14 protein-coding genes are annotated in these 20190 nt (G+C 56.0%); 7 read left to right on the top strand and 7 right to left on the bottom strand.

Annotated features, from left to right (window positions below; genetic code table 11):
* Positions 1-92: 92 nt before the first annotated feature.
* Positions 93-755, top strand: coding sequence for a carbonate dehydratase (gene can, locus ES815_RS13660; RefSeq protein ID WP_142488267.1), 663 nt, complete (start codon positions 93-95; stop codon positions 753-755).
* Between the two features lie 102 nt (positions 756-857).
* Here can and hpt read toward each other — a convergent pair whose 3' ends face one another.
* Positions 858-1394 carry a hypoxanthine phosphoribosyltransferase gene (gene hpt / locus ES815_RS13650; RefSeq protein WP_142488266.1) on the bottom strand — a complete coding sequence of 179 codons (537 nt, stop codon included), beginning with the start codon at positions 1392-1394 and terminating at the stop codon, positions 858-860.
* A gap of 205 nt (positions 1395-1599) precedes the next feature.
* Between hpt and ES815_RS13645 the strand changes: the two genes are divergently transcribed.
* Positions 1600-3987, top strand: a complete 2388-nt coding sequence (locus ES815_RS13645) for a glucose/quinate/shikimate family membrane-bound PQQ-dependent dehydrogenase (RefSeq protein ID WP_142488265.1) — start codon at positions 1600-1602, stop codon at positions 3985-3987.
* Between the two features lie 73 nt (positions 3988-4060).
* Here ES815_RS13645 and cueO read toward each other — a convergent pair whose 3' ends face one another.
* A complete protein-coding gene (cueO, locus tag ES815_RS13640) occupies positions 4061-5602 on the bottom strand; it encodes a multicopper oxidase CueO (RefSeq protein WP_142488264.1) in 1542 nt (513 codons plus the stop codon).
* Positions 5603-5747: 145 nt separating this feature from the next.
* Between cueO and ES815_RS13635 the strand changes: the two genes are divergently transcribed.
* The 3 genes from ES815_RS13635 to speD all read left to right on the top strand — a co-directional run bounded on the left by ES815_RS13635 (position 5748) and on the right by speD (position 7863).
* Positions 5748-6095 carry a YacC family pilotin-like protein gene (locus ES815_RS13635; RefSeq protein WP_103178301.1) on the top strand — a complete coding sequence of 116 codons (348 nt, stop codon included), beginning with the start codon at positions 5748-5750 and terminating at the stop codon, positions 6093-6095.
* Between the two features lie 110 nt (positions 6096-6205).
* On the top strand, positions 6206-7063 hold the full coding sequence (speE, locus tag ES815_RS13630) for a polyamine aminopropyltransferase (protein ID WP_142488263.1): 858 nt from the start codon (positions 6206-6208) through the stop codon (positions 7061-7063).
* A 5-nt stretch (positions 7064-7068) separates the two neighbouring features.
* Positions 7069-7863 carry an adenosylmethionine decarboxylase gene (gene speD / locus ES815_RS13625; protein WP_142488262.1) on the top strand — a complete coding sequence of 265 codons (795 nt, stop codon included), beginning with the start codon at positions 7069-7071 and terminating at the stop codon, positions 7861-7863.
* A 30-nt stretch (positions 7864-7893) separates the two neighbouring features.
* Here the strand turns inward: speD and yacL are convergent, their stop codons facing one another.
* Positions 7894-8256, bottom strand: a complete 363-nt coding sequence (gene yacL, locus ES815_RS13620; protein ID WP_142488261.1) for a protein YacL — start codon at positions 8254-8256, stop codon at positions 7894-7896.
* Positions 8257-8419: 163 nt separating this feature from the next.
* Entirely contained in the window at positions 8420-11017 is a 2598-nt protein-coding gene (gene acnB / locus ES815_RS13615; protein WP_142488260.1) for a bifunctional aconitate hydratase 2/2-methylisocitrate dehydratase, read from the bottom strand.
* Positions 11018-11426: 409 nt separating this feature from the next.
* On the opposite strand from acnB, the gene ES815_RS13610 reads away from it, so the two are divergent.
* Complete coding sequence (locus tag ES815_RS13610; RefSeq protein ID WP_142488259.1) at positions 11427-13022, top strand: DUF3300 domain-containing protein; 1596 nt, start codon at positions 11427-11429, stop codon at positions 13020-13022.
* Positions 13023-13033: 11 nt separating this feature from the next.
* Positions 13034-13828, top strand: a complete 795-nt coding sequence (locus ES815_RS13605) for a DUF2950 family protein (protein ID WP_142488258.1) — start codon at positions 13034-13036, stop codon at positions 13826-13828.
* A gap of 58 nt (positions 13829-13886) precedes the next feature.
* On the opposite strand, the gene lpdA is transcribed toward ES815_RS13605, so the two are convergent.
* From lpdA to aceE, 3 genes are all read right to left on the bottom strand, one after another.
* Positions 13887-15311 carry a dihydrolipoyl dehydrogenase gene (gene lpdA, locus ES815_RS13600; RefSeq protein ID WP_142488257.1) on the bottom strand — a complete coding sequence of 475 codons (1425 nt, stop codon included), beginning with the start codon at positions 15309-15311 and terminating at the stop codon, positions 13887-13889.
* Positions 15312-15486: 175 nt separating this feature from the next.
* Positions 15487-17397: a pyruvate dehydrogenase complex dihydrolipoyllysine-residue acetyltransferase gene (gene aceF, locus ES815_RS13595; RefSeq protein ID WP_142488256.1), complete on the bottom strand. Its 1911-nt coding sequence runs from the start codon at positions 17395-17397 to the stop codon at positions 15487-15489.
* Positions 17398-17411: 14 nt separating this feature from the next.
* Complete coding sequence (gene aceE / locus ES815_RS13590) at positions 17412-20075, bottom strand: pyruvate dehydrogenase (acetyl-transferring), homodimeric type (RefSeq protein WP_142488255.1); 2664 nt, start codon at positions 20073-20075, stop codon at positions 17412-17414.
* Positions 20076-20190 lie beyond the last annotated feature (115 nt).

Raw genomic sequence — 20190 nt, 5'->3', positions numbered from 1 at the left:
ATAGTGCTGACACGCGAAGTGTTGTTTTAAAAAAAATCGAGTTGCCCTATATTAGCGCAACGCATTAACCCGGTTACAGGCCGTTTATCTCCATGAATGACATAGATACACTCATCAGCAATAACGCACTATGGTCAAAGATGCTGCTGGAGGAAGATTCCGGATTTTTTGAGAAACTGTCTCAGGCGCAGAAACCACGCTTTCTCTGGATTGGATGCTCCGACAGCCGCGTTCCCGCTGAACGTCTGACTGGCCTCGAACCGGGCGAACTCTTTGTTCACCGTAACGTCGCGAACCTGGTGATCCACACCGACCTGAACTGCCTGTCCGTAGTGCAGTATGCGGTCGACGTGCTGGAAGTGGAACACATCATTATTTGCGGTCACTACGGCTGCGGCGGCGTTCAGGCGGCGGTCGAGAACACGGAACTGGGTCTGATCGACAACTGGCTGCTGCACATTCGTGATATCTGGTTCAAACATAGCTCACTGCTGGGGCAAATGCCGCAGGAGCGTCGCCTGGATACCCTCTGTGAACTGAACGTGATGGAGCAGGTGTACAACCTCGGTCACTCCACCATTATGCAGTCGGCCTGGAAACGCGGGCAGAAAGTGACGATCCACGGCTGGGCGTATGGCATTCACGACGGCCTGCTGCGCGATCTGGAAGTGACCGCCACCAACCGGGAAACCCTGGAGCAGCGCTACCGTCGGGGCGTCTCAAACCTGACCCAGAAGCACGAAAATCACAAATAAGCCTGTAAAAAAGCCGGGTGGCGGCGTCGCCTTACCCGGCCTACAAAAGCGCGGTCCGTAGGCCCGGTAAGCGTAGCGCCACCGGGCAATACCCACCTTACTTTACTCGTCCAGCAGCACCACTTTGCCGACATACGGCAGATGACGATAGCGCTGAGCATAGTCAATGCCGTAGCCCACCACGAATTCGTCCGGAATTGAGAAACCGACATACTCCACGGGAACCTGAACTTCACGGCGGGTCGGTTTGTCCAGCAGGGTACAGATCGCCAGCGATTTTGGTCCACGCAGGCTGAGAATTTCGCGCACCTTCGACAGGGTGTTACCGGAGTCGATGATGTCTTCAACAATCAGAACATCTTTGCCGCGAATGTCTTCATCCAGGTCTTTGAGAATTTTCACATCACGAGTGGTCGACATACCGCTGCCATAGCTGGAGGCGGTCATAAAATCGACTTCATGGGAGACCTGCACTTCGCGGCAGAGATCGGCCATAAACATGAAGGAACCGCGTAACAGACCCACCAGCACCATCTCGCTGCCGCTGTCTTTATAGTGTTCGGTGATCTGACGACCGAGTTCGGCGATACGCGCTTTGATCTCCGCTTCCGGGATCATCACTTCAACAGTATGTTTCATTTTACTAACCGTATGTTTTTATAACGAATTTCTCAATGCCGATGGCTTCACGTCCGGCATCGCTACATAAGCCCTGAAGTATACCAGCAAATAGATCCTCCTGGCGCATCTGTTCATAAAAGCCAGATTTGTGATTCCGATCACACTTGTTAAGTCCTATACTTAATTGCTATCAAAAAATTAACAAACTTAAAGAGTACTTTTTATGGCGGAAACAAAAGTTCAACATTCACGGTTACTCGTGAAGCTAACAGCGCTGTTCGCAGCCCTGTGCGGGCTCTACCTGTTAATAGGTGGAGTCTGGCTGGTAGCCATTGGTGGTTCCTGGTACTACCCCATTGCTGGCGTAGTCATGTTAGGTGTCGCCCTGATGTTATGGCGCAGTAAACAATCAGCACTGTGGCTTTATGCCGCCTTACTGCTTGCCACGATGATCTGGGGCGTCTGGGAGGTCGGCTTTGACTTCTGGGCTCTGACCCCGCGCAGCGATATCCTGGTCTTCTTCGGTATCTGGCTGATCCTGCCCTTCGTCTGGCGTCGCCTGTTCGTGCGCTCCGGCGGTGCCGTTACCGCGCTGGTCGTGGCGCTGCTGATCAGCGGCGGGATTCTGACCTGGGCTGGCTTTAACGATCCGCAGGAGGTGAAAGGCACGCTGAATGCCGACGCCACCCCTGCCGCACCGATTTCCGAAGTGGCAGATGCCGACTGGCCTGCCTATGGTCGTAATCAGGAAGGCCAACGCTACTCCCCGCTGAAGCAGATCAATGCCGATAACGTGCACAATCTGAAAGAGGCCTGGGTATTCCGTACCGGCGACCTGAAGCAACCCAACGATCCGGGCGAACTGACCAACGAAGTGACGCCGATTAAAGTGGGCAATATGCTTTACCTCTGTACCGCTCACCAGCGTCTGTTCGCGCTGGATGCCGCCACCGGTAAAGAGAAGTGGCACTTCGATCCGCAGCTGAAGACCAATAACTCGTTCCAGCACGTGACCTGCCGTGGTGTCTCTTACCACGAAGCACGCGCTGATAACGCCAGTCCGGAAGTGATCGCCGACTGTCCGCGCCGCATTATGCTGCCGGTCAACGACGGTCGTCTGTTTGCCATTAACGCCGAAACCGGCAAGCTGTGTGAAACCTTTGCCAACAAAGGCGTGCTGAATCTGCAGACCAACATGCCGGATCAGACTCCGGGTCTGTATGAGCCAACCTCGCCGCCAATCATCACTGACAGAACCATCGTGATTGCCGGTTCGGTAACGGATAACTTCTCCGTGCGCGAAACCTCCGGCGTTATCCGCGGTTTTGACGTCAACACCGGTAAACTGCTGTGGGCCTTTGATCCGGGTGCGAAAGATCCAAACGCCATCCCGTCGGATGAACACACCTTTACCTTCAACTCGCCGAACTCCTGGGCACCAGCGGCCTATGACGCGAAGCTGGACCTGGTCTACCTGCCGATGGGCGTGACCACACCGGATATCTGGGGTGGTAACCGTACGCCGGAACAGGAACGTTATGCCAGCTCTGTCCTGGCGCTGAACGCAACCACCGGTAAACTGGCGTGGAGCTATCAGACCGTTCATCACGATCTGTGGGATATGGATATGCCGTCCCAGCCGACGCTGGCGGACATCAACGTTAACGGCCAGACCGTACCGGTGATCTACGCCCCGGCGAAAACCGGCAATATCTTCGTGCTGGATCGTCGTAACGGCCAATTGGTCGTGCCGGCGCCGGAAAAACCGGTTCCGCAGGGCGCAGCGAAAGGCGACTACGTTACCAAAACCCAGCCGTTCTCGGATCTGAGCTTCCGTCCGAAGAAAGACCTCAGTGGGGCAGACATGTGGGGCGCCACGATGTTTGACCAGCTGGTGTGTCGCGTGATGTTCCACCAGATGCGCTATGAAGGCATCTTCACACCACCGTCCGAGCAGGGCACGCTGGTCTTCCCGGGTAACCTGGGGATGTTCGAATGGGGCGGTATCTCCGTGGATCCGAACCGTCAGGTGGCGATTGCCAACCCGATGGCGCTGCCGTTTGTCTCGAAGCTGATCCCACGCGGTCCGGGCAACCCAATGGAGCAGCCGAAAGACGCGCAGGGTACCGGTACCGAATCCGGTATTCAGCCGCAGTACGGCGTGCCGTACGGCGTGACGCTGAACCCGTTCCTCTCTCCGTTTGGCCTGCCGTGTAAACAGCCTGCCTGGGGTTATATCTCCGCGCTGGATCTGAAAACCAATCAGGTCGTATGGAAAAAACGTATTGGTACGCCACAGGACAGCATGCCGTTCCCGATGCCGATCCCGGTGCCGTTCAATATGGGTATGCCAATGCTGGGTGGCCCAATCTCCACCGCCGGTAACGTGCTGTTTATTGGTGCAACTGCCGATAACTACCTGCGCGCGTACAACATGAGCAACGGTGAGAAACTGTGGCAGGGTCGCCTGCCAGCCGGTGGACAAGCCACGCCAATGACCTATGAGGCCAATGGTAAGCAGTTTGTGGTGATCTCCGCAGGTGGTCACGGTTCATTTGGGACGAAGATGGGCGACTATATTGTTGCCTACGCGTTGCCTGACGAGAAGTAAAAGCAAAACGGCAACGAAAGTTGCCGTTTTTAGAACTGTAGGCCGGGTAAGGCGTAGCCGCCACCCGGCTTTTTTACACCGTAAATCCGAGCATCATCCCCGTATCTTCATGCTCTAACAGATGGCAGTGCGCCATATAGGCATACTCTTTCGGCGCGTCATGATCGAACTTCACTAATACCTCGCTCACCCCGCCCTCAACGCGCACCGTATCCTTCCAGCCCGCGCGATGCATCGCAGGCGCTTTACCGTTTTCCGTCAGGATGCGGAACTGGGTGCCGTGAATATGGAACGGATGCAGCATCATGTCCCCTTCCCCGGAGATCGTCCAACGCTCATACCGCCCTTTCGCGGCCGCGAACTGCGGCGTGTGCATATCGAAGGCTTTGCCGTTAATTCGGTTGCCGTTACGGAAGTCGAACCCATGCATGCTGTGATCCATCCCGCCCATGTTGCCATGATCCATCTGGCCGTGATCCATCCCCGCCATGGCCTGATGGCCGTACTTCTTCATTAAGGCCTGCATGCCCATCATGTCGAGCATCGGATCCATCGACAGCTGCAGTTTTCGCTCAGTCAGCCCCTCCAGCGACGGCAGAGCCGGCATGCTGGTCAACGTATCCGGCAACTCGCCGGAAGCCGTCACCAGCAGCGGCTGAATGCGCAGCACCGGCTGCGGCTTATCGAACGGCGCCACCGCCATTCCCATCTGGCTGACCGGCAGGGTCATCAGGTCAAACGCCTTACCGTCGCTGATATCCACCAGCACCTCAAAACGCTCGCCCATCAGCATCGGCAGCTCGGTCACTTTCACCGGCTCAGCCAGTAGCCCTCCGTCGCTGGCGACTACGTACAGCGGGCGTTTATCGCTGGCGGCAAAGTTAAGCGAGCGCGCATTACAGCCGTTGAGCAGGCGCAGGCGTAGCCAGCCTTTCGGGGCATTGTGCTGCGGGTAGATCGCGCCGTTGGTCAGCAGCGTATCGCCAAACCAGCCCACCGCGGCGCTCATCACATCCAGCTGATAGTCAATCTGCCCGTCAGCGGCGAACTTTTTGTCCTGGACGATCACCGGCACATCGTCGATGCCCCACTGCTTTGGCAGGCGCAGCAGGCGGCTTTCGTCATCCTCAATCAGCACCAGCCCGGCGAGCCCCATCGCCACCTGATGCCCGGTTTTTCCGTGCTGATGAGGATGGAACCAGCAGGTCGCCGCCCGCTGCTCCGGGGTGAAGGTCACCGTTCTCTGGCCGCCGGGTTTGATGATGCCGTGCGGGCCCCCGTCCACCTCGCCCGGCACTTCCAGACCATGCCAGTGGACGGTGGTCTCTTCATTAAGGGTGTTGTGAATATTAACGGTTAACGCTTTTCCCTTGCGTAGCTGAATGGCCGGGCCCAGCAGATTGCCGTTGTAGCCCCAGGTGGTGGCGTTGTGCGGTCCGAAGGTCGTTTTGCCCGCCTGCACCACCAGCTTCACCTGATTACGCGCATCGGGGGTGAGTAAATTGGGGATTGGCAGAACGGGATGCTCAGCGGCAAAAGCAGCTCGGCTCCACAGCGGTAACGCACTGGCGACACCCAGTGCGGCAGAATATTTTAAAAAATCACGGCGTTGCATGTTCATCTCCTTATTCGCAGCAGGCGATGCCATGAGCATAAACCCTCCCCTTGCCGGAAGGTCAAGAAAAGCGGAAATAATAAAGATCGTCGCACCGGCGGGAAGTGTGCTAACGTTGAATTTCCGTGACGTATTGGTAGAAGCAATGAAGACGTTTTTCCGAACAATCCTGTTCAGCACCCTGATGATAAGTTGCGCAAACAGCTATGCGCTGAGTGAAAATGAAGCCGAAGACATGGCGGATTTAACGGCGGTGTTTGTATTTCTGAAAAACGACTGTGGCTACCAGAATTTACCTAACGGTCAGATTCGTCGCGCGCTGGTCTTCTTTGCTCAGCAGAACCAGTGGGATCTGAGCAACTACGACAGTTTCGATATGAAAACCCTCGGTGAAGACAGCTACCGCGATCTCAGCGGCATCGGCATTCCCACGGCAAAAAAATGTAAAGCCCTGGCTCGCGACTCGCTGAGCCTGCTCGCCTACGTTAAGTAACTCCCCTCCCGATGCCCTTTTGCTGAATTGATGACCGTGCAACTACGGTCATTGTTAGCTATGATGTTTCGCCCGTTTTAACCGGGTGTTAACAAAGGAGGTATCATCCCATGGCCGAAAAGACATTGTGGCACGAAACGCTGCATGACCAGTTTGGACAGTACTTTGCCATTGATAACGTGCTCTATCACGAGAAAACCGATCATCAGGATCTGATCATTTTCGAAAACGCGGCCTTTGGCCGGGTGATGGCGCTCGATGGTGTGGTGCAAACCACCGAGCGTGATGAATTCATTTATCACGAGATGATGACCCATGTACCATTGCTGGCCCACGGCAATGCGAAACATGTGCTGATCATCGGCGGCGGCGACGGCGCTATGCTGCGTGAAGTGTCCCGCCACAAAACGATTGAAAGCATCACCATGGTAGAGATCGACGCCGGGGTGGTCTCCTTCTGCCGCCAGTATCTGCCCAATCACAATGCCGGAAGCTACGACGATCCGCGCTTCCAGTTGGTGATCGACGACGGCGTTAATTTTGTTAACCAGACGACGCAGACCTTCGATGTGATCATCTCCGACTGCACCGATCCGATTGGGCCGGGTGAGAGCCTGTTTACCTCTGCGTTCTATGAGGGCTGCAAACGCTGCCTGAACCCCGGCGGCGTCTTTGTCGCCCAGAACGGCGTCTGCTTCCTGCAGCAGGATGAGGCCCTCGACAGCCACCGTAAGCTGAGCCATTACTTTACCGACGTGAGCTTCTATCAGGCGGCGATCCCGACCTACTACGGCGGCGTGATGACCTTTGCCTGGGCGACGGATAATGAAGCCCTGCGTCATCTCTCTACCGGCATTATTCAGGCGCGCTTCCAGCACGCCAATCTGACCTGCCGTTATTACAACCCGGCCGTCCATACCGCAGCCTTTGCTTTGCCGCAATATTTGCAAGACGCTCTGAGGGGGTGAATGAATTGAAAAAGCTGAAACTGCATGGCTTTAACAACCTGACCAAAAGCCTGAGTTTTTGTATTTACGATATCTGCTATGTGAAAACGGCGGAAGAGCGCGATGGTTATATCGCCTATATCGATGAACTCTATAACGCCAACCGACTGACCGAGATCCTGTCAGAAACCTGCTCTATTATCGGCGCCAATATCCTGAACATCGCCCGTCAGGATTATGAGCCCCAGGGTGCCAGCGTCACTATTCTGGTCAGCGAAGAGCCGGTTGACCCCACGCTTATCGATAACACCGAGCACCCTGGCCCGCTGCCGGAAGCGGTGGTGGCCCATCTCGATAAGAGCCATATCTGCGTGCACACTTATCCGGAGAGTCACCCGGAAGGCGGGCTATGTACTTTCCGTGCCGATATTGAAGTGTCGACCTGCGGTGTGATTTCGCCCCTCAACGCGCTGAATTACTTAATTCATCAACTTGAGTCCGACATCGTAACCATTGATTACCGCGTGCGCGGCTTTACCCGTGATATCAACGGCATGAAGCACTTTATCGATCATGAAATTAACTCGATTCAGAACTTCATGTCTGAGGACATGAAATCGCTGTATGACATGGTGGATGTGAACGTCTATCAGGAAAATATCTTCCATACCAAAATGCTGCTGAAGGAGTTCGACCTTAAGCACTATATGTTCCACACAAAACCGGAAGATTTAAGCGAAGACGAGCGCAAGGTCATTACCGATCTGCTGTGGAAAGAGATGCGCGAAATTTACTACGGCCGCAACATTACGACCGTATAAGATGCGTCCGGAGCAGGGAGGCTCCGGATATTACTTCTGTTTCATGAAATCGCGGTAGGCCGCCACCACCTGAAGAAAGTCCTCCACGCCGCATAGCGACAGGCTCTCTTCATCGTAGTAGTTCATCCCCTCTTCCATCTCGTCACCGGAAAACTCCAGCTGGTTGGCGCGCACCATCACCTCTTCGCCATCCATCCACAGCGTGTATTCATGCCCGGTGCGTTGCCAGGATCGTTCACTGCCTTTAATCGCGCGCGCAGCCTGTTCCACTTCATCGAGCAGGCTCAGGTTCTCTTTCACTTCCTCATTGAACCAGTGACCGACCACCTCGTGGCCCATCGACATACGCACTTTCACCACCCCGGTGATATCACGCAGAAATTCGTAATCCATAGTATTTTCCTCTGCAAAGCCCTTGAAGTAATTATCGCAGCACAGGGGAAGAAAAAAAGCGGAACGCGTGGAAGGAATGAAAATAAAAAACCCACCGCGGTTGCGATGGGTCTTGTAGGCCCGGTAAGCGTAGCGCCACCGGGCATTCAGACGGGTGCGGTGATTATACTGCTGTCTGGAAGATCACCCCGTCAGCCTTCTCGGTGTACTGAGAGAGCTGATCGAAGTTCAGATAGCGATAGGTATCTACCGCAGTCTTATCAACCTGCGCCACAAAGGTCTGGTACTCTTCCGGCGTTGGCAGCTTGCCAATCAGCGCCGCAACTGCCGCCAGCTCCGCAGAGGCCAGGTAGACGTTTGCACCGGTACCTAAACGGTTCGGGAAGTTACGGGTTGAGGTGGAAACTACAGTCGCACCGTCAGCCACGCGCGCCTGGTTGCCCATACACAGGGAACAGCCAGGGATTTCGATACGCGCCCCGCTCTTACCGAACACGCTGTAGTAGCCCTCTTCGGTCAGCTGCGCCGCGTCCATACGGGTTGGCGGTGCCACCCATAGACGGGTCGGCAGCTGGCCTTTGTGGGTATCCAGCAGTTTACCGGCAGCACGGAAGTGACCGATGTTGGTCATACAGGAACCGATGAACACTTCGTCGATCTTATCGCCCTGGACGTCAGAGAGCAGACGCGCGTCGTCTGGATCGTTTGGTGCACACAGGATTGGCTCTTTGATGTCGGCCAGATCGATGTCGATAACCGCCGCGTATTCTGCGTCAGCATCGGCTTCCAGCAGCTGTGGATCCGCCAGCCATTTTTCCATGCCCTGAATACGACGCTCCAGGGTACGACGGTCGCCGTAGCCTTCAGCGATCATCCACTTCAGCAGCACGATGTTGGAGGTCAGGTACTCTTCGATTGGCGCCTGGTTCAGCTTGATGGTACAGCCCGCAGCGGAACGCTCAGCGGAGGCATCGGTCAGTTCGAACGCCTGCTCCACTTTCAGATCCGGCAGACCTTCGATCTCGAGGATGCGGCCAGAGAAGATGTTTTTCTTACCTTTCTTCTCAACGGTCAGCAGGCCCTGTTTGATGGCATACAGCGGGATGGCATGAACCAGGTCGCGCAGGGTGATACCCGGCTGCATTTTACCTTTGAAGCGCACCAGTACCGATTCCGGCATGTCCAGCGGCATCACGCCGGTTGCAGCGGCAAAGGCCACCAGACCAGAGCCCGCCGGGAAGGAGATCCCAATCGGGAAACGGGTGTGGGAGTCACCACCGGTACCGACGGTATCCGGCAGCAGCATGCGGTTCAGCCAGGAGTGGATCACGCCGTCGCCCGGACGCAGAGAGACACCGCCGCGGTTCATAATGAAGTCCGGCAGCGTGTGGTGCGTGGTAACGTCAACCGGCTTCGGATAGGCCGCGGTGTGGCAGAAGGACTGCATCACCAGGTCAGACGAGAAGCCCAGGCACGCCAGGTCTTTCAGTTCGTCACGGGTCATTGGACCGGTGGTGTCCTGAGAGCCCACGGAGGTCATCTTCGGCTCGCAGTAAGCACCCGGACGGATACCGGCTACGCCGCATGCGCGACCCACCATTTTTTGCGCCAGAGAGTAACCACGGTTGCTTTCCGCAACGTCTTTCGCCTGACGGAATACGTCGCTGTGCGGCAGACCCAGCGCTTCACGCGCCTTGGTGGTCAGGCCGCGACCGATGATCAGCGGGATACGGCCACCGGCACGCACTTCGTCGATCAGCACGTCGGTTTTCAGCTCAAAGCTTGCCAGCAGTTCGTTGGTTTCGTGGTTGCGCACTTCGCCTTTGAACGGGTACACGTCAATCACGTCGCCCATGTTCAGGTTATTCACGTCAACTTCGATTGGCAGTGCGCCAGCATCTTCCATGGTGTTGAAGAAGATAGGGGCAATTTTGCCGCCGAGGCACAGACCGCCGCCGCGCTTGTTCGGCACGTGAGGGATGTCATCGCCCATAAACCACAGCACGGAGTTGGTCGCGGATTTACGGGAAGAACCGGTACCGACGACGTCACCGACGTAGGCCAGCGGGAAACCTTTCTGCTGCAGCGCTTCGATCTGCTTGATCGGGCCTACGGCACCCGGCTGATCCGGCTCAATGCCTTCACGGGCGTTTTTCAGCATCGCCAGGGCGTGCAGTGGGATATCCGGGCGTGACCAGGCATCCGGCGCCGGAGAGAGGTCATCGGTGTTGGTTTCGCCGGTCACCTTGAAGACGGTGACGGTCATTTTTTCCGCCAGCGCAGGGCGGCTCAGGAACCATTCAGCGTCAGCCCAGGACTGCATGACCTGCTTCGCGTAGGTATTGCCCGCTTTCGCTTTCTCTTCGACGTCATAGAAGTTATCGAACATCAGCAGCGTATGGGACAGGGCTTTGGCGGCAATCGGCGCCAGCGTATCGCTGTCCAGCGCATCAATCAGCGGATGAATGTTATAACCACCCTGCATGGTGCCGAGCAGTTCAATCGCTTTTTCAGGGGTAACCAGTGGGGAGGTTGCGTCGCCTTTGGCAATCGCAGCAAGGAAACCGGCTTTGACGTAGGCGGCTTCATCGACGCCTGGCGGTACACGGTTGATCAACAGATCTAACAGGAATTCTTCTTCGCCTTGTGGCGGATTCTTCAGCAGCTCGACGAGCCCAGCCATCTGGGTAGCATCTAAGGGTTTCGGTACAATCCCCTCGGCGGCACGTTCTGCTACGTGCTTACGGTATTCTTCTAGCACGACGGTTCTCCTCGCTCTCATTGTCATATGCGGCCGGCGTTCTCTTCACGCTCCTGTGAGACAGCAGTTTGTAGGGTAAATGCCCGATACCGCGTCGGGCAGCATAGCAGGATTTTCACACAGTGTTAATCCGTTTACAAAAAAGCAACATTAAATTGTTTGCTGAATCGTTAAGCATGGTATAGCGGCGTGGCGGGAAGAATTTTCTCCGCAAAAAAGCAGCTTGCGAGTGTCTTTTGAAACCCCAACGGATTCTGCGTCATCGGATATAATCTGTGTAATAAATGCTCACACTCTTTCTCCGGCCGGTCGGCACGGTTCCCAGTTTAAGTCAAAAAAGTAATACCCGGGTGCATATACTCGCGGCAACGTAAACGCCTTACGGCCTCGCTCTCGTCGGAGTCTTATTATGAAGTTGCCCCTTAAGCCACATCTGCTTGCTCTCCTGTGTAGCGCCGGACTGTTAGCCGCCTCAGGCGTCGTCTACGTTAATAGCCGCGCACCGGATACCCTCACTCAGCCACCGCCACCCGTACAGCCCGCGCCGACAGCGCAAACCGCCCCGGCGGCTGTACCTCAGGTGCCGGTGGCCTACACCGCAGCGCAAATCGATCAGTGGGTTGCCCCGGTTGCCCTCTACCCGGACGCACTACTGTCGCAAGTGTTGATGGCCGCCACCTATCCGGCGAACGTGATCCAGGCGGCCCAGTGGTCGCGGGATAATCCCCGCATGCAGGGGGATGCGGCGGTGCAGGCCGTGGCGGGGCAGCCCTGGGATCCGAGCGTGAAATCGCTGGTCGCCTTCCCGCAGCTGATGTCGCTGATGGGGGAAAATCCGCCCTGGGTGCAGAATCTCGGCGACGCGTTTCTCGCCCAGCCGAAGGATGTGATGGACTCCGTTCAGCGCTTACGCCTGCTGGCGCAGCAGACCGGCGCGCTGCAGTCCACGCCGCAGCAGACGGTGACGACGGTGGCGAAAACCGAACCACCAAAAGCCTCTGCTTCGACCTCAACCTCAACGTCGACATCATCCCCTGCCCCGACGGTCATCAAGATTGAATCCGCCGATCCGCAGGTAGTGTACGTCCCGACCTACAACCCCAGCACAGTTTACGGCACCTGGCCGAACACCAGCTACCCACCGGTCTATCTGCCGCCGCCTCCGGGGGAGCAGTTCACCGACAGCCTGGTCAAAGGGCTGGGCTTCAGCCTCGGGGTCGCCACGACCTACGCCATCTTCAGCAATATCGACTGGGATGACGATGATGACTGGGATCACGACCGTCATGGGGGCGATCACCACGGTGGCTATTCGCGTAATGGCGATAACAACATCAACATCAACGTGGATAACTTCAATAAAATCAGTGGCGAGCGACTGGATGCCAACCGCGGCTGGCAGCACAACCCGGCCTATCGCGGCGGCGTGCCCTACGCCACCAGCCAGCTGAATAACCGCTATCCGCAGAACAACACCGCCGTGCGCCGGACCGCCAATACCAGCGTCAGGGCCACAACGCCGCAAAGTACGGTTAATCGCGACGCCCAGCGCCAGGCGGCAATGACCCAGATGGAGCGTTCAACGGGCAAAAATCTGTCCCAGACGGCGCGTCCGGCCACCCGTGACGGGCAGCGTCAGGCGGCAAACCAGCAGCTGAATCAAATCTCCCGGCGCGATAACTACCGGGGATACGACAGCGATCGCCCGCATACCGCAAAACGCGAAAGCAATACCCAGCGTCTTGCGGCACGTCAGGAGACCGCCCGCAAGACGCAGCCGCAACAGCGTAGCGAGCAGACACGGCAGCGGGCAACGCAGACGCACCAGCGGGCCAACGCCCTCAGCGGCAACGACAGCCGCTCGGCCAACTGGCAGGCGCAGCAGCAGCGTGGGATGCAGAGCCGTCAGCAGTCGGCCCGCAATCTGGAACAGCGCAGCGGCGGCAGAGCCCAGATGTCTGAACGCCGGGGCGGCGGTGAACACCGTGAACTACGTCATCGTTAAGGGAGACGACAATGAAAAGTAAATTACTTAGCGCAATGATGCTGTTCATGGTATCGACCGGCGTCTTTGCCCAACAGCATTTCAGCACGCCCGAACAGGCAACCGATGCGCTGGCGAAGGCGATTAACGAGCAGAACGACAAAGAGCTCGGCAACCTGCTCGGCGAGGACTGGCGCACCTTTTTACCGTCCGATGGCGTTGACCCGGAAGCGGTGGATCGCTTTAAGCGCGACTGGCAGGTGAACCATCACATGGTGATCGACGGCGACATGGCCTGGCTCACCGTGGGCGAGTACCACTGGCAGCTGCCAATCCCGGTGGTGAAACGCGCCGAGGGCTGGCAGTTCGATATGCAGGAAGCCAAAGAGGAGATCCTCAACCGCGAAGTGGGCCGCAACGAGCTGGCCGCCATCGAGGCACTGCACGCTTACGTGGATGCACAGGAGAGCTATTACGCCCTCACCACCCAGTATGCGCAGAAAATTGTCAGCAGCGAGGGTAAAAAAGACGGGCTCTACTGGCCGGTGAAACCCGGTGAAACGCCCAGCCCGCTCGGCCCGGCTTTCAGCCCGAAAGAGCCGGGTCAGGGGTATCACGGCTACCATTTCCGCATCCTGCCGGACAGCAAATCAGGCTTTGCGATGCTCGCCTGGCCGGTGAGCTACGGCGAGACCGGAGTGATGAGCTTTATGATTAACGGCGACGATCGGGTGTGGCAGGCCAATCTGGGCGAGAAGTCAGCGGAGGAAGCGAAAGCGATGCCGACCTTTAACCCGGACGATGGCTGGCAACTGGTGGCGCAGTAGGTTTTTGCAGGATAAAAAAAAGCGGCTCGAGAGCCGCTTTTTTCATGCCGGAAGAAAATTACTTTTTCTTCGCTTTCGCGTTTGGCAGGTCGGTGATGCTGCCTTCGAACACTTCTGCCGCCAGGCCAACAGACTCGTGCAGAGTCGGGTGAGCGTGGATGGTCAGCGCGATGTCTTCAGCGTCACAGCCCATTTCGATCGCCAGACCGATCTCACCCAGCAGCTCGCCGCCGTTGGTGCCGACAATCGCACCACCGATCACACGGTGAGTCTCTTTGTCGAAGATCAGTTTGGTCATACCGTCTGCGCAGTCGGAAGCGATAGCACGGCCAGAAGCAGCCCACGGGAAGGTGGCGGTTTCGTAGCTGATGCCTTTCTCTTTCGCTTCTTTCTCGGTCAGACCCACCCAGGCAACTTCTGGCTCGGTGTAAGCGATAGATGGGATCACTTTCGGATCGAAGTAGTGCTTCATGCCGGCAATAACTTCTGCGGCAACGTGGCCTTCGTGAACACCTTTGTGCGCCAGCATTGGCTGACCGACGATATCGCCGATAGCAAAGATGTGCGGCACGTTGGTGCGCAGCTGCTTGTCAACGCGGATGAAGCCACGGTCGTCAACTTCCACGCCCGCTGCGCCTGCATCCAGGTTTTTACCGTTCGGCACACGGCCGATAGCCACCAGCACGGCGTCGTAACGCTGTGGCTCGGATGGGGCTTTTTTGCCTTCCATGGAAACGTAAATACCGTCTTCTTTCGCTTCAACGGCAGTCACTTTGGTTTCCAGCATCAGGTTGAACTTCTTGCTGATGCGTTTGGTGAAGACTTTAACGATGTCTTTGTCAGCAGCCGGGATAACCTGGTCAAACATTTCAACCACGTCAATCTGTGAACCCAGCGCATGGTATACGGTGCCCATTTCCAGACCGATGATACCGCCACCCATAACCAGCAGGCGTTCAGGAACGGTTTTCAGCTCCAGCGCATCGGTGGAGTCCCACACGCGTGGATCTTCATGTGGAATGAATGGCAGTTCGATCGGACGGGAGCCCGCCGCGATGATCGCGTTGTCGAAGTTGATCACGGTTTTGCCGTTTTCGCCTTCCACTTCCAGGGTGTTTGCCCCGGTAAATTTACCCAGACCGTTTACCACTTTCACTTTACGGCCTTTGGCCATACCGGCCAGACCACCGGTCAGCTGAGTGATAACTTTCTCTTTCCAGGTACGAATCTTGTCGATATCGGTTTTCGGCTCGCCGAAGACGATACCGTGTTCAGCCAGCGCTTTGGCTTCTTCGATAACTTTGGCTACGTGCAGCAGCGCTTTAGAAGGGATACAGCCGACGTTCAGACAAACACCACCGAGGGTGTTGTAACGTTCTACGATGACGGTTTCCAGACCTAAATCCGCTGCACGGAATGCTGCGGAATAACCTGCCGGGCCTGCCCCAAGTACTACGACCTGAGTTTTGATTTCTGTGCTCATCATGACCTCTTAATTTATACCCGTCGTCCACCGGGTCGTTCTATCCGCTCGCATTTTACAAAATTGTTAACAATTTTGAAACAACAAACGGCTCACGAATTTTTGCTTTCGCCAATAAACTCACGAACTGCATGAGATTACCAGAAAAAAGCCGGCCGTCAGGCCGGCTCTTCGATTACATCACCAGGCGGCGAATGTCGCTCAGGGTGTTGTTGATGATGGTAATGAAGCGCGCACCATCAGCACCGTCGATCACGCGGTGGTCGAAGGAGAGAGAAATCGGCATCATCAGACGCGGCATAAACTCTTTACCATTCCACACCGGCTCCATCGCAGACTTGGAGACACCGAGGATCGCCACTTCCGGCGCGTTCACGATCGGCGCGAAGTGGGTGGTGCCCAGGCCGCCGATGCTGGAGATAGTGAAGCAGCCGCCCTGCATTTCGCCGGCAGTCAGCTTACCATCACGCGCTTTCTTGGAGATCACGGTCAGTTCACGGGACAGCTCAGTGATGCTCTTCTTGTTCACGTCTTTGAAGACCGGAACAACCAGACCATTTGGCGTATCAACCGCAACACCGATGTTGATGTATTTCTTCAGCGTCAGCTTCTGGCCGTCTTCGGACAGGGAGCTGTTGAAGCGTGGCATCTGCTCAAGCGCCGCAGCAACGGCTTTCATGATGAAGACCACTGGGGTGAATTTCACGTCCAGTTTACGCTTCTCAGCTTCGGCGTTCTGCTGTTTACGGAACGCTTCCAGATCGGTGATATCAGTTTTGTCGAAGTGGGTAACGTGCGGGATCATCACCCAGTTACGGCTCAGGTTCGCACCAGAGATCTTCTGGATACGGCCCAGTTCCACTTCTTCGATTTCGCCGAACTTGCTGAAGTCCACTTTCGGCCATGGCAGCATGCCCGGGATACCGCCACCGGTGGCAGCAGCAGGAGCTGCTTCAGCACGCTTAACAGCGTCTTTCACGTAAGCCTGAACGTCTTCGCGCAGGATACGGCCTTTTCGACCGGTGCCTTTCACTTTCGCCAGGTTCACACCAAATTCGCGCGCCAGGCGACGAATCAGCGGAGTCGCGTGGACGTAAGCGTCATTTTCAGCGAACTCAGATTTGCCTTCCGCTTTCGCAGCTGGTGCCGCAGGTTTAGCAGCCTGAGCCGGTGCAGCAGCAGGTGCCGGAGCGGCAGCCGGAGCCGCAGCAGGCGCAGCGCCTTCCACTTCGAAGACCATAATCAGGGAGCCGGTAGACACTTTGTCGCCGGTGCTGATTTTGATCTCTTTAACGGTACCCGCGAACGGCGCAGGCACTTCCATAGAAGCTTTGTCGCCTTCAACGGTGATCAGTGACTGTTCAGCAGCAACTTTGTCGCCCACTTTCACCATCACTTCGGTCACTTCAACTTCGTCACCGCCGATGTCCGGTACGTTAACGTCTTTCGCACCGCCAGCCGCAGCTGGAGCAGCAGCCGGTGCCGGAGCAGCAGCCTGAGCCGGGGCAGCAGCCTGAGCCGGGGCAGCAGCAGGCGCTGCGCCTGCCACTTCGAAGACCATGATCAGGGAGCCGGTAGACACTTTGTCGCCGGTGTTGATCTTGATCTCTTTAACGGTACCCGCGAACGGCGCCGGGACTTCCATAGAGGCTTTGTCGCCTTCTACGGTGATCAGAGACTGCTCGGCCGCAACGGTATCGCCTACTTTCACCAGGATCTCAGTGACTTCAACTTCGTCACCGCCGATGTCAGGCACGTTGACTTCTTTCGCGCTCGCGGCAGCTGCTGGAGCAGCGGCGGCCGGAGCGGCTTCTTTCTTCTCTTCCTGCGCAGGTGCAGCAGCTGCTGCACCGTCGGCGGAATCGAAAATCATGATCAGTTTGCCAGTCTCGGTTTTATCGCCAACAGAGACTTTGATCTCTTTAACGATGCCAGCCTGTGGAGACGGGACTTCCATAGAGGCTTTGTCGCCTTCTACGGTGATCAGCGACTGTTCAGCTTCAACTTTGTCGCCTACTTTGACCAGGATCTCGGTGATTTCAACTTCATCAGCCCCGATGTCCGGTACATTGATTTCGATAGCCATTATTCTTTTACCTCTTACGCCAGACGCGGGTTAACTTTTTCTGCATCGATGTTGAATTTGGTAATTGCATCCGCAACCACTTTCTTATCGATTTCGCCACGTTTAGCCAGTTCGCCCAGTGCTGCTACAACCACGTAAGAAGCATCAACTTCGAAGTGGTGACGCAGGTTTTCGCGGCTGTCAGAACGACCGAAGCCGTCAGTACCCAGAACGCGATAGTCATCAGCTGGTACGTAAGTACGAACCTGCTCAGCGAACAGTTTCATATAGTCAGTAGAAGCCACCGCTGGCGCGTCGTTCATCACCTGAGCGATGTACGGAACGCGTGGGGTTTCCATTGGGTGCAGCATGTTCCAGCGCTCACAATCCTGGCCATCACGTGCCAGTTCGGTGAAGGAGGTTACGCTGTAGACGTCAGAACCTACGCCGTAGTCGTTCGCCAGGATCTGTGCTGCTTCACGGACGTGACGCAGGATAGAGCCGGAGCCCAGCAGCTGAACTTTACCTTTGCTACCTGCAACGGTTTCGAGTTTGTAGATACCTTTACGGATACCTTCCTCGGCACCTGCTGGCATGGCCGGCATGTGGTAGTTTTCGTTCAGGGTGGTGATGTAGTAGTAAATGTTCTCTTGCGCTTCACCGTACATACGGGTCAGACCGTCATGCATGATGACTGCCACTTCGTACGCGTACGACGGGTCGTAAGAGATACAGTTAGGGATAGTCAGAGACTGAATGTGGCTGTGACCATCTTCGTGCTGCAGACCTTCACCGTTCAGGGTCGTACGACCGGAAGTACCACCTACCAGGAAGCCGCGAGCCTGTTGGTCGCCAGCCTGCCAGCACAGGTCACCGATACGCTGGAAACCGAACATGGAGTAGTAGATGTAGAACGGGATCATCGGCAGGTTGTTAGTGCTGTAAGAGGTCGCAGCAGCCAGCCAGGATGCGCCTGCACCCAGCTCGTTGATACCTTCCTGCAGGATCTGACCTTTCTCGTCTTCTTTGTAGTATGCAACCTGCTCGCGGTCCTGCGGGGTGTACTGCTGACCGTTCGGGCTGTAGATACCGATCTGACGGAACAGACCTTCCATACCGAAGGTACGCGCTTCGTCAGCAATGATTGGAACCAGACGATCTTTGATCGACTTGTTCTTCAGCATCACGTTCAGGGCACGCACGAAGGCGATAGTGGTGGAGATCTCTTTGTTCTGCTCTTCCAGCAGCTGAGAGAAGTCTTCCAGCGCTGGCAGTTCCAGTTTCTCAGTGAAGTTCACCTGACGGGACGGCAGGTAGCCGTTCAGTTTCTGACGCTGAGCGTGCAGATAGGTGTGCTCTTCGGAACCTTCAGGGAAGGTGATGTAAGAGAGGTTTTCAACCTGCTCGTCGGTCACTGGAACGTTGAAACGGTCGCGGATATAACGCACGCCGTCCATGTTCATTTTCTTAACCTGGTGCGCGATGTTTTTACCTTCGGCAGTGTCACCCATGCCATAACCTTTAACGGTATGAGCCAGGATTACAGTTGCTTTGCCTTTGGTTTCCTGCGCTTTTTTCAGTGCAGCGTAGACTTTCTTCGGATCGTGACCACCACGGTTCAGGGCCCAGATCTGATCGTCAGTCCAGTCTGCAACCAGCGCTGCGGTCTCAGGGTATTTACCGAAGAAGTGCTCACGTACATAGGCACCGTCTTTAGATTTGAAGGTCTGGTAGTCGCCGTCAACGGTTTCCTGCATCAGCTGAAGCAGCTTACCGCTGGTATCTTTACGCAGCAGCTCATCCCAACGACCGCCCCACATGACTTTAATCACGTTCCAGCCAGCACCTGCGAAGATGCCTTCCAGTTCGTTGATGATCTTGCCGTTACCGGTTACCGGACCATCCAGACGCTGCAGGTTACAGTTGATGATGAAGCACAGGTTGTCCAGCTTCTCACGGGTCGCGATGGTGATCGCACCTTTAGATTCTGGCTCATCCATTTCGCCGTCGCCCAGGAAGGCGTAAACGGTCTGCTGAGAGGTGTCTTTCAGACCACGGTGTTCCAGATATTTCAGGAATTTAGCCTGGTAGATCGCACCGATTGGACCCAGACCCATGGATACGGTCGGGAACTGCCAGAATTCTGGCATCAGTTTCGGGTGCGGATAAGAAGACAGGCCTTTACCGTGAACTTCCTGACGGAAGTTGTTCATCTGCTCTTCAGTCAGACGACCTTCCAGGAACGCACGTGCGTAGACGCCCGGAGAGATGTGGCCCTGGAAGTACACCAGGTCGCCGCCGTCTTTCTCGGTGCGCGCGCGGAAGAAGTGGTTGAAGCACACTTCATAAACGGTTGCAGAAGACTGGAAGGAAGCCATGTGGCCGCCCAGCTCCAGATCTTTTTTGGACGCGCGCAGAACGGTCATGATGGCGTTCCAGCGAATTGCAGAACGGATGCGGCGTTCCAGATCCAGATTGCCCGGGTATTCCGGTTCGTCTTCGACGGCAATCGTGTTTACGTAGTTATTAGCCCCTGCACCTGCAGCTACTTTCACGCCACCTTTGCGGGCTTCAGAAAGCATCTGTTCAATCAGATACTGAGCGCGCTCAACACCTTCTTCACGGATGACCGATTCGATCGCCTGTTGCCAGTCGCGAGTTTCGATCGGATCCACGTCATTTTGGAGACGTTCTGACATGGGGGTATTCCTTATCTATCTAATACGTTGATTTGTCTGGAACCTGTCCCATTGTATTCTTGGGCAAGAACACAATAAGACAGGTTCTGCGTTTAGTTGCCGCGCTCTAAAAAAC

Origin of the sequence: Leclercia adecarboxylata (genome assembly GCF_006874705.1) — a bacterium.
GTDB classification, from domain to species: Bacteria; Pseudomonadota; Gammaproteobacteria; order Enterobacterales; family Enterobacteriaceae; genus Enterobacter; species Enterobacter adecarboxylatus_C.
This window is presented reverse-complemented; position numbering and strand designations above follow the sequence as displayed.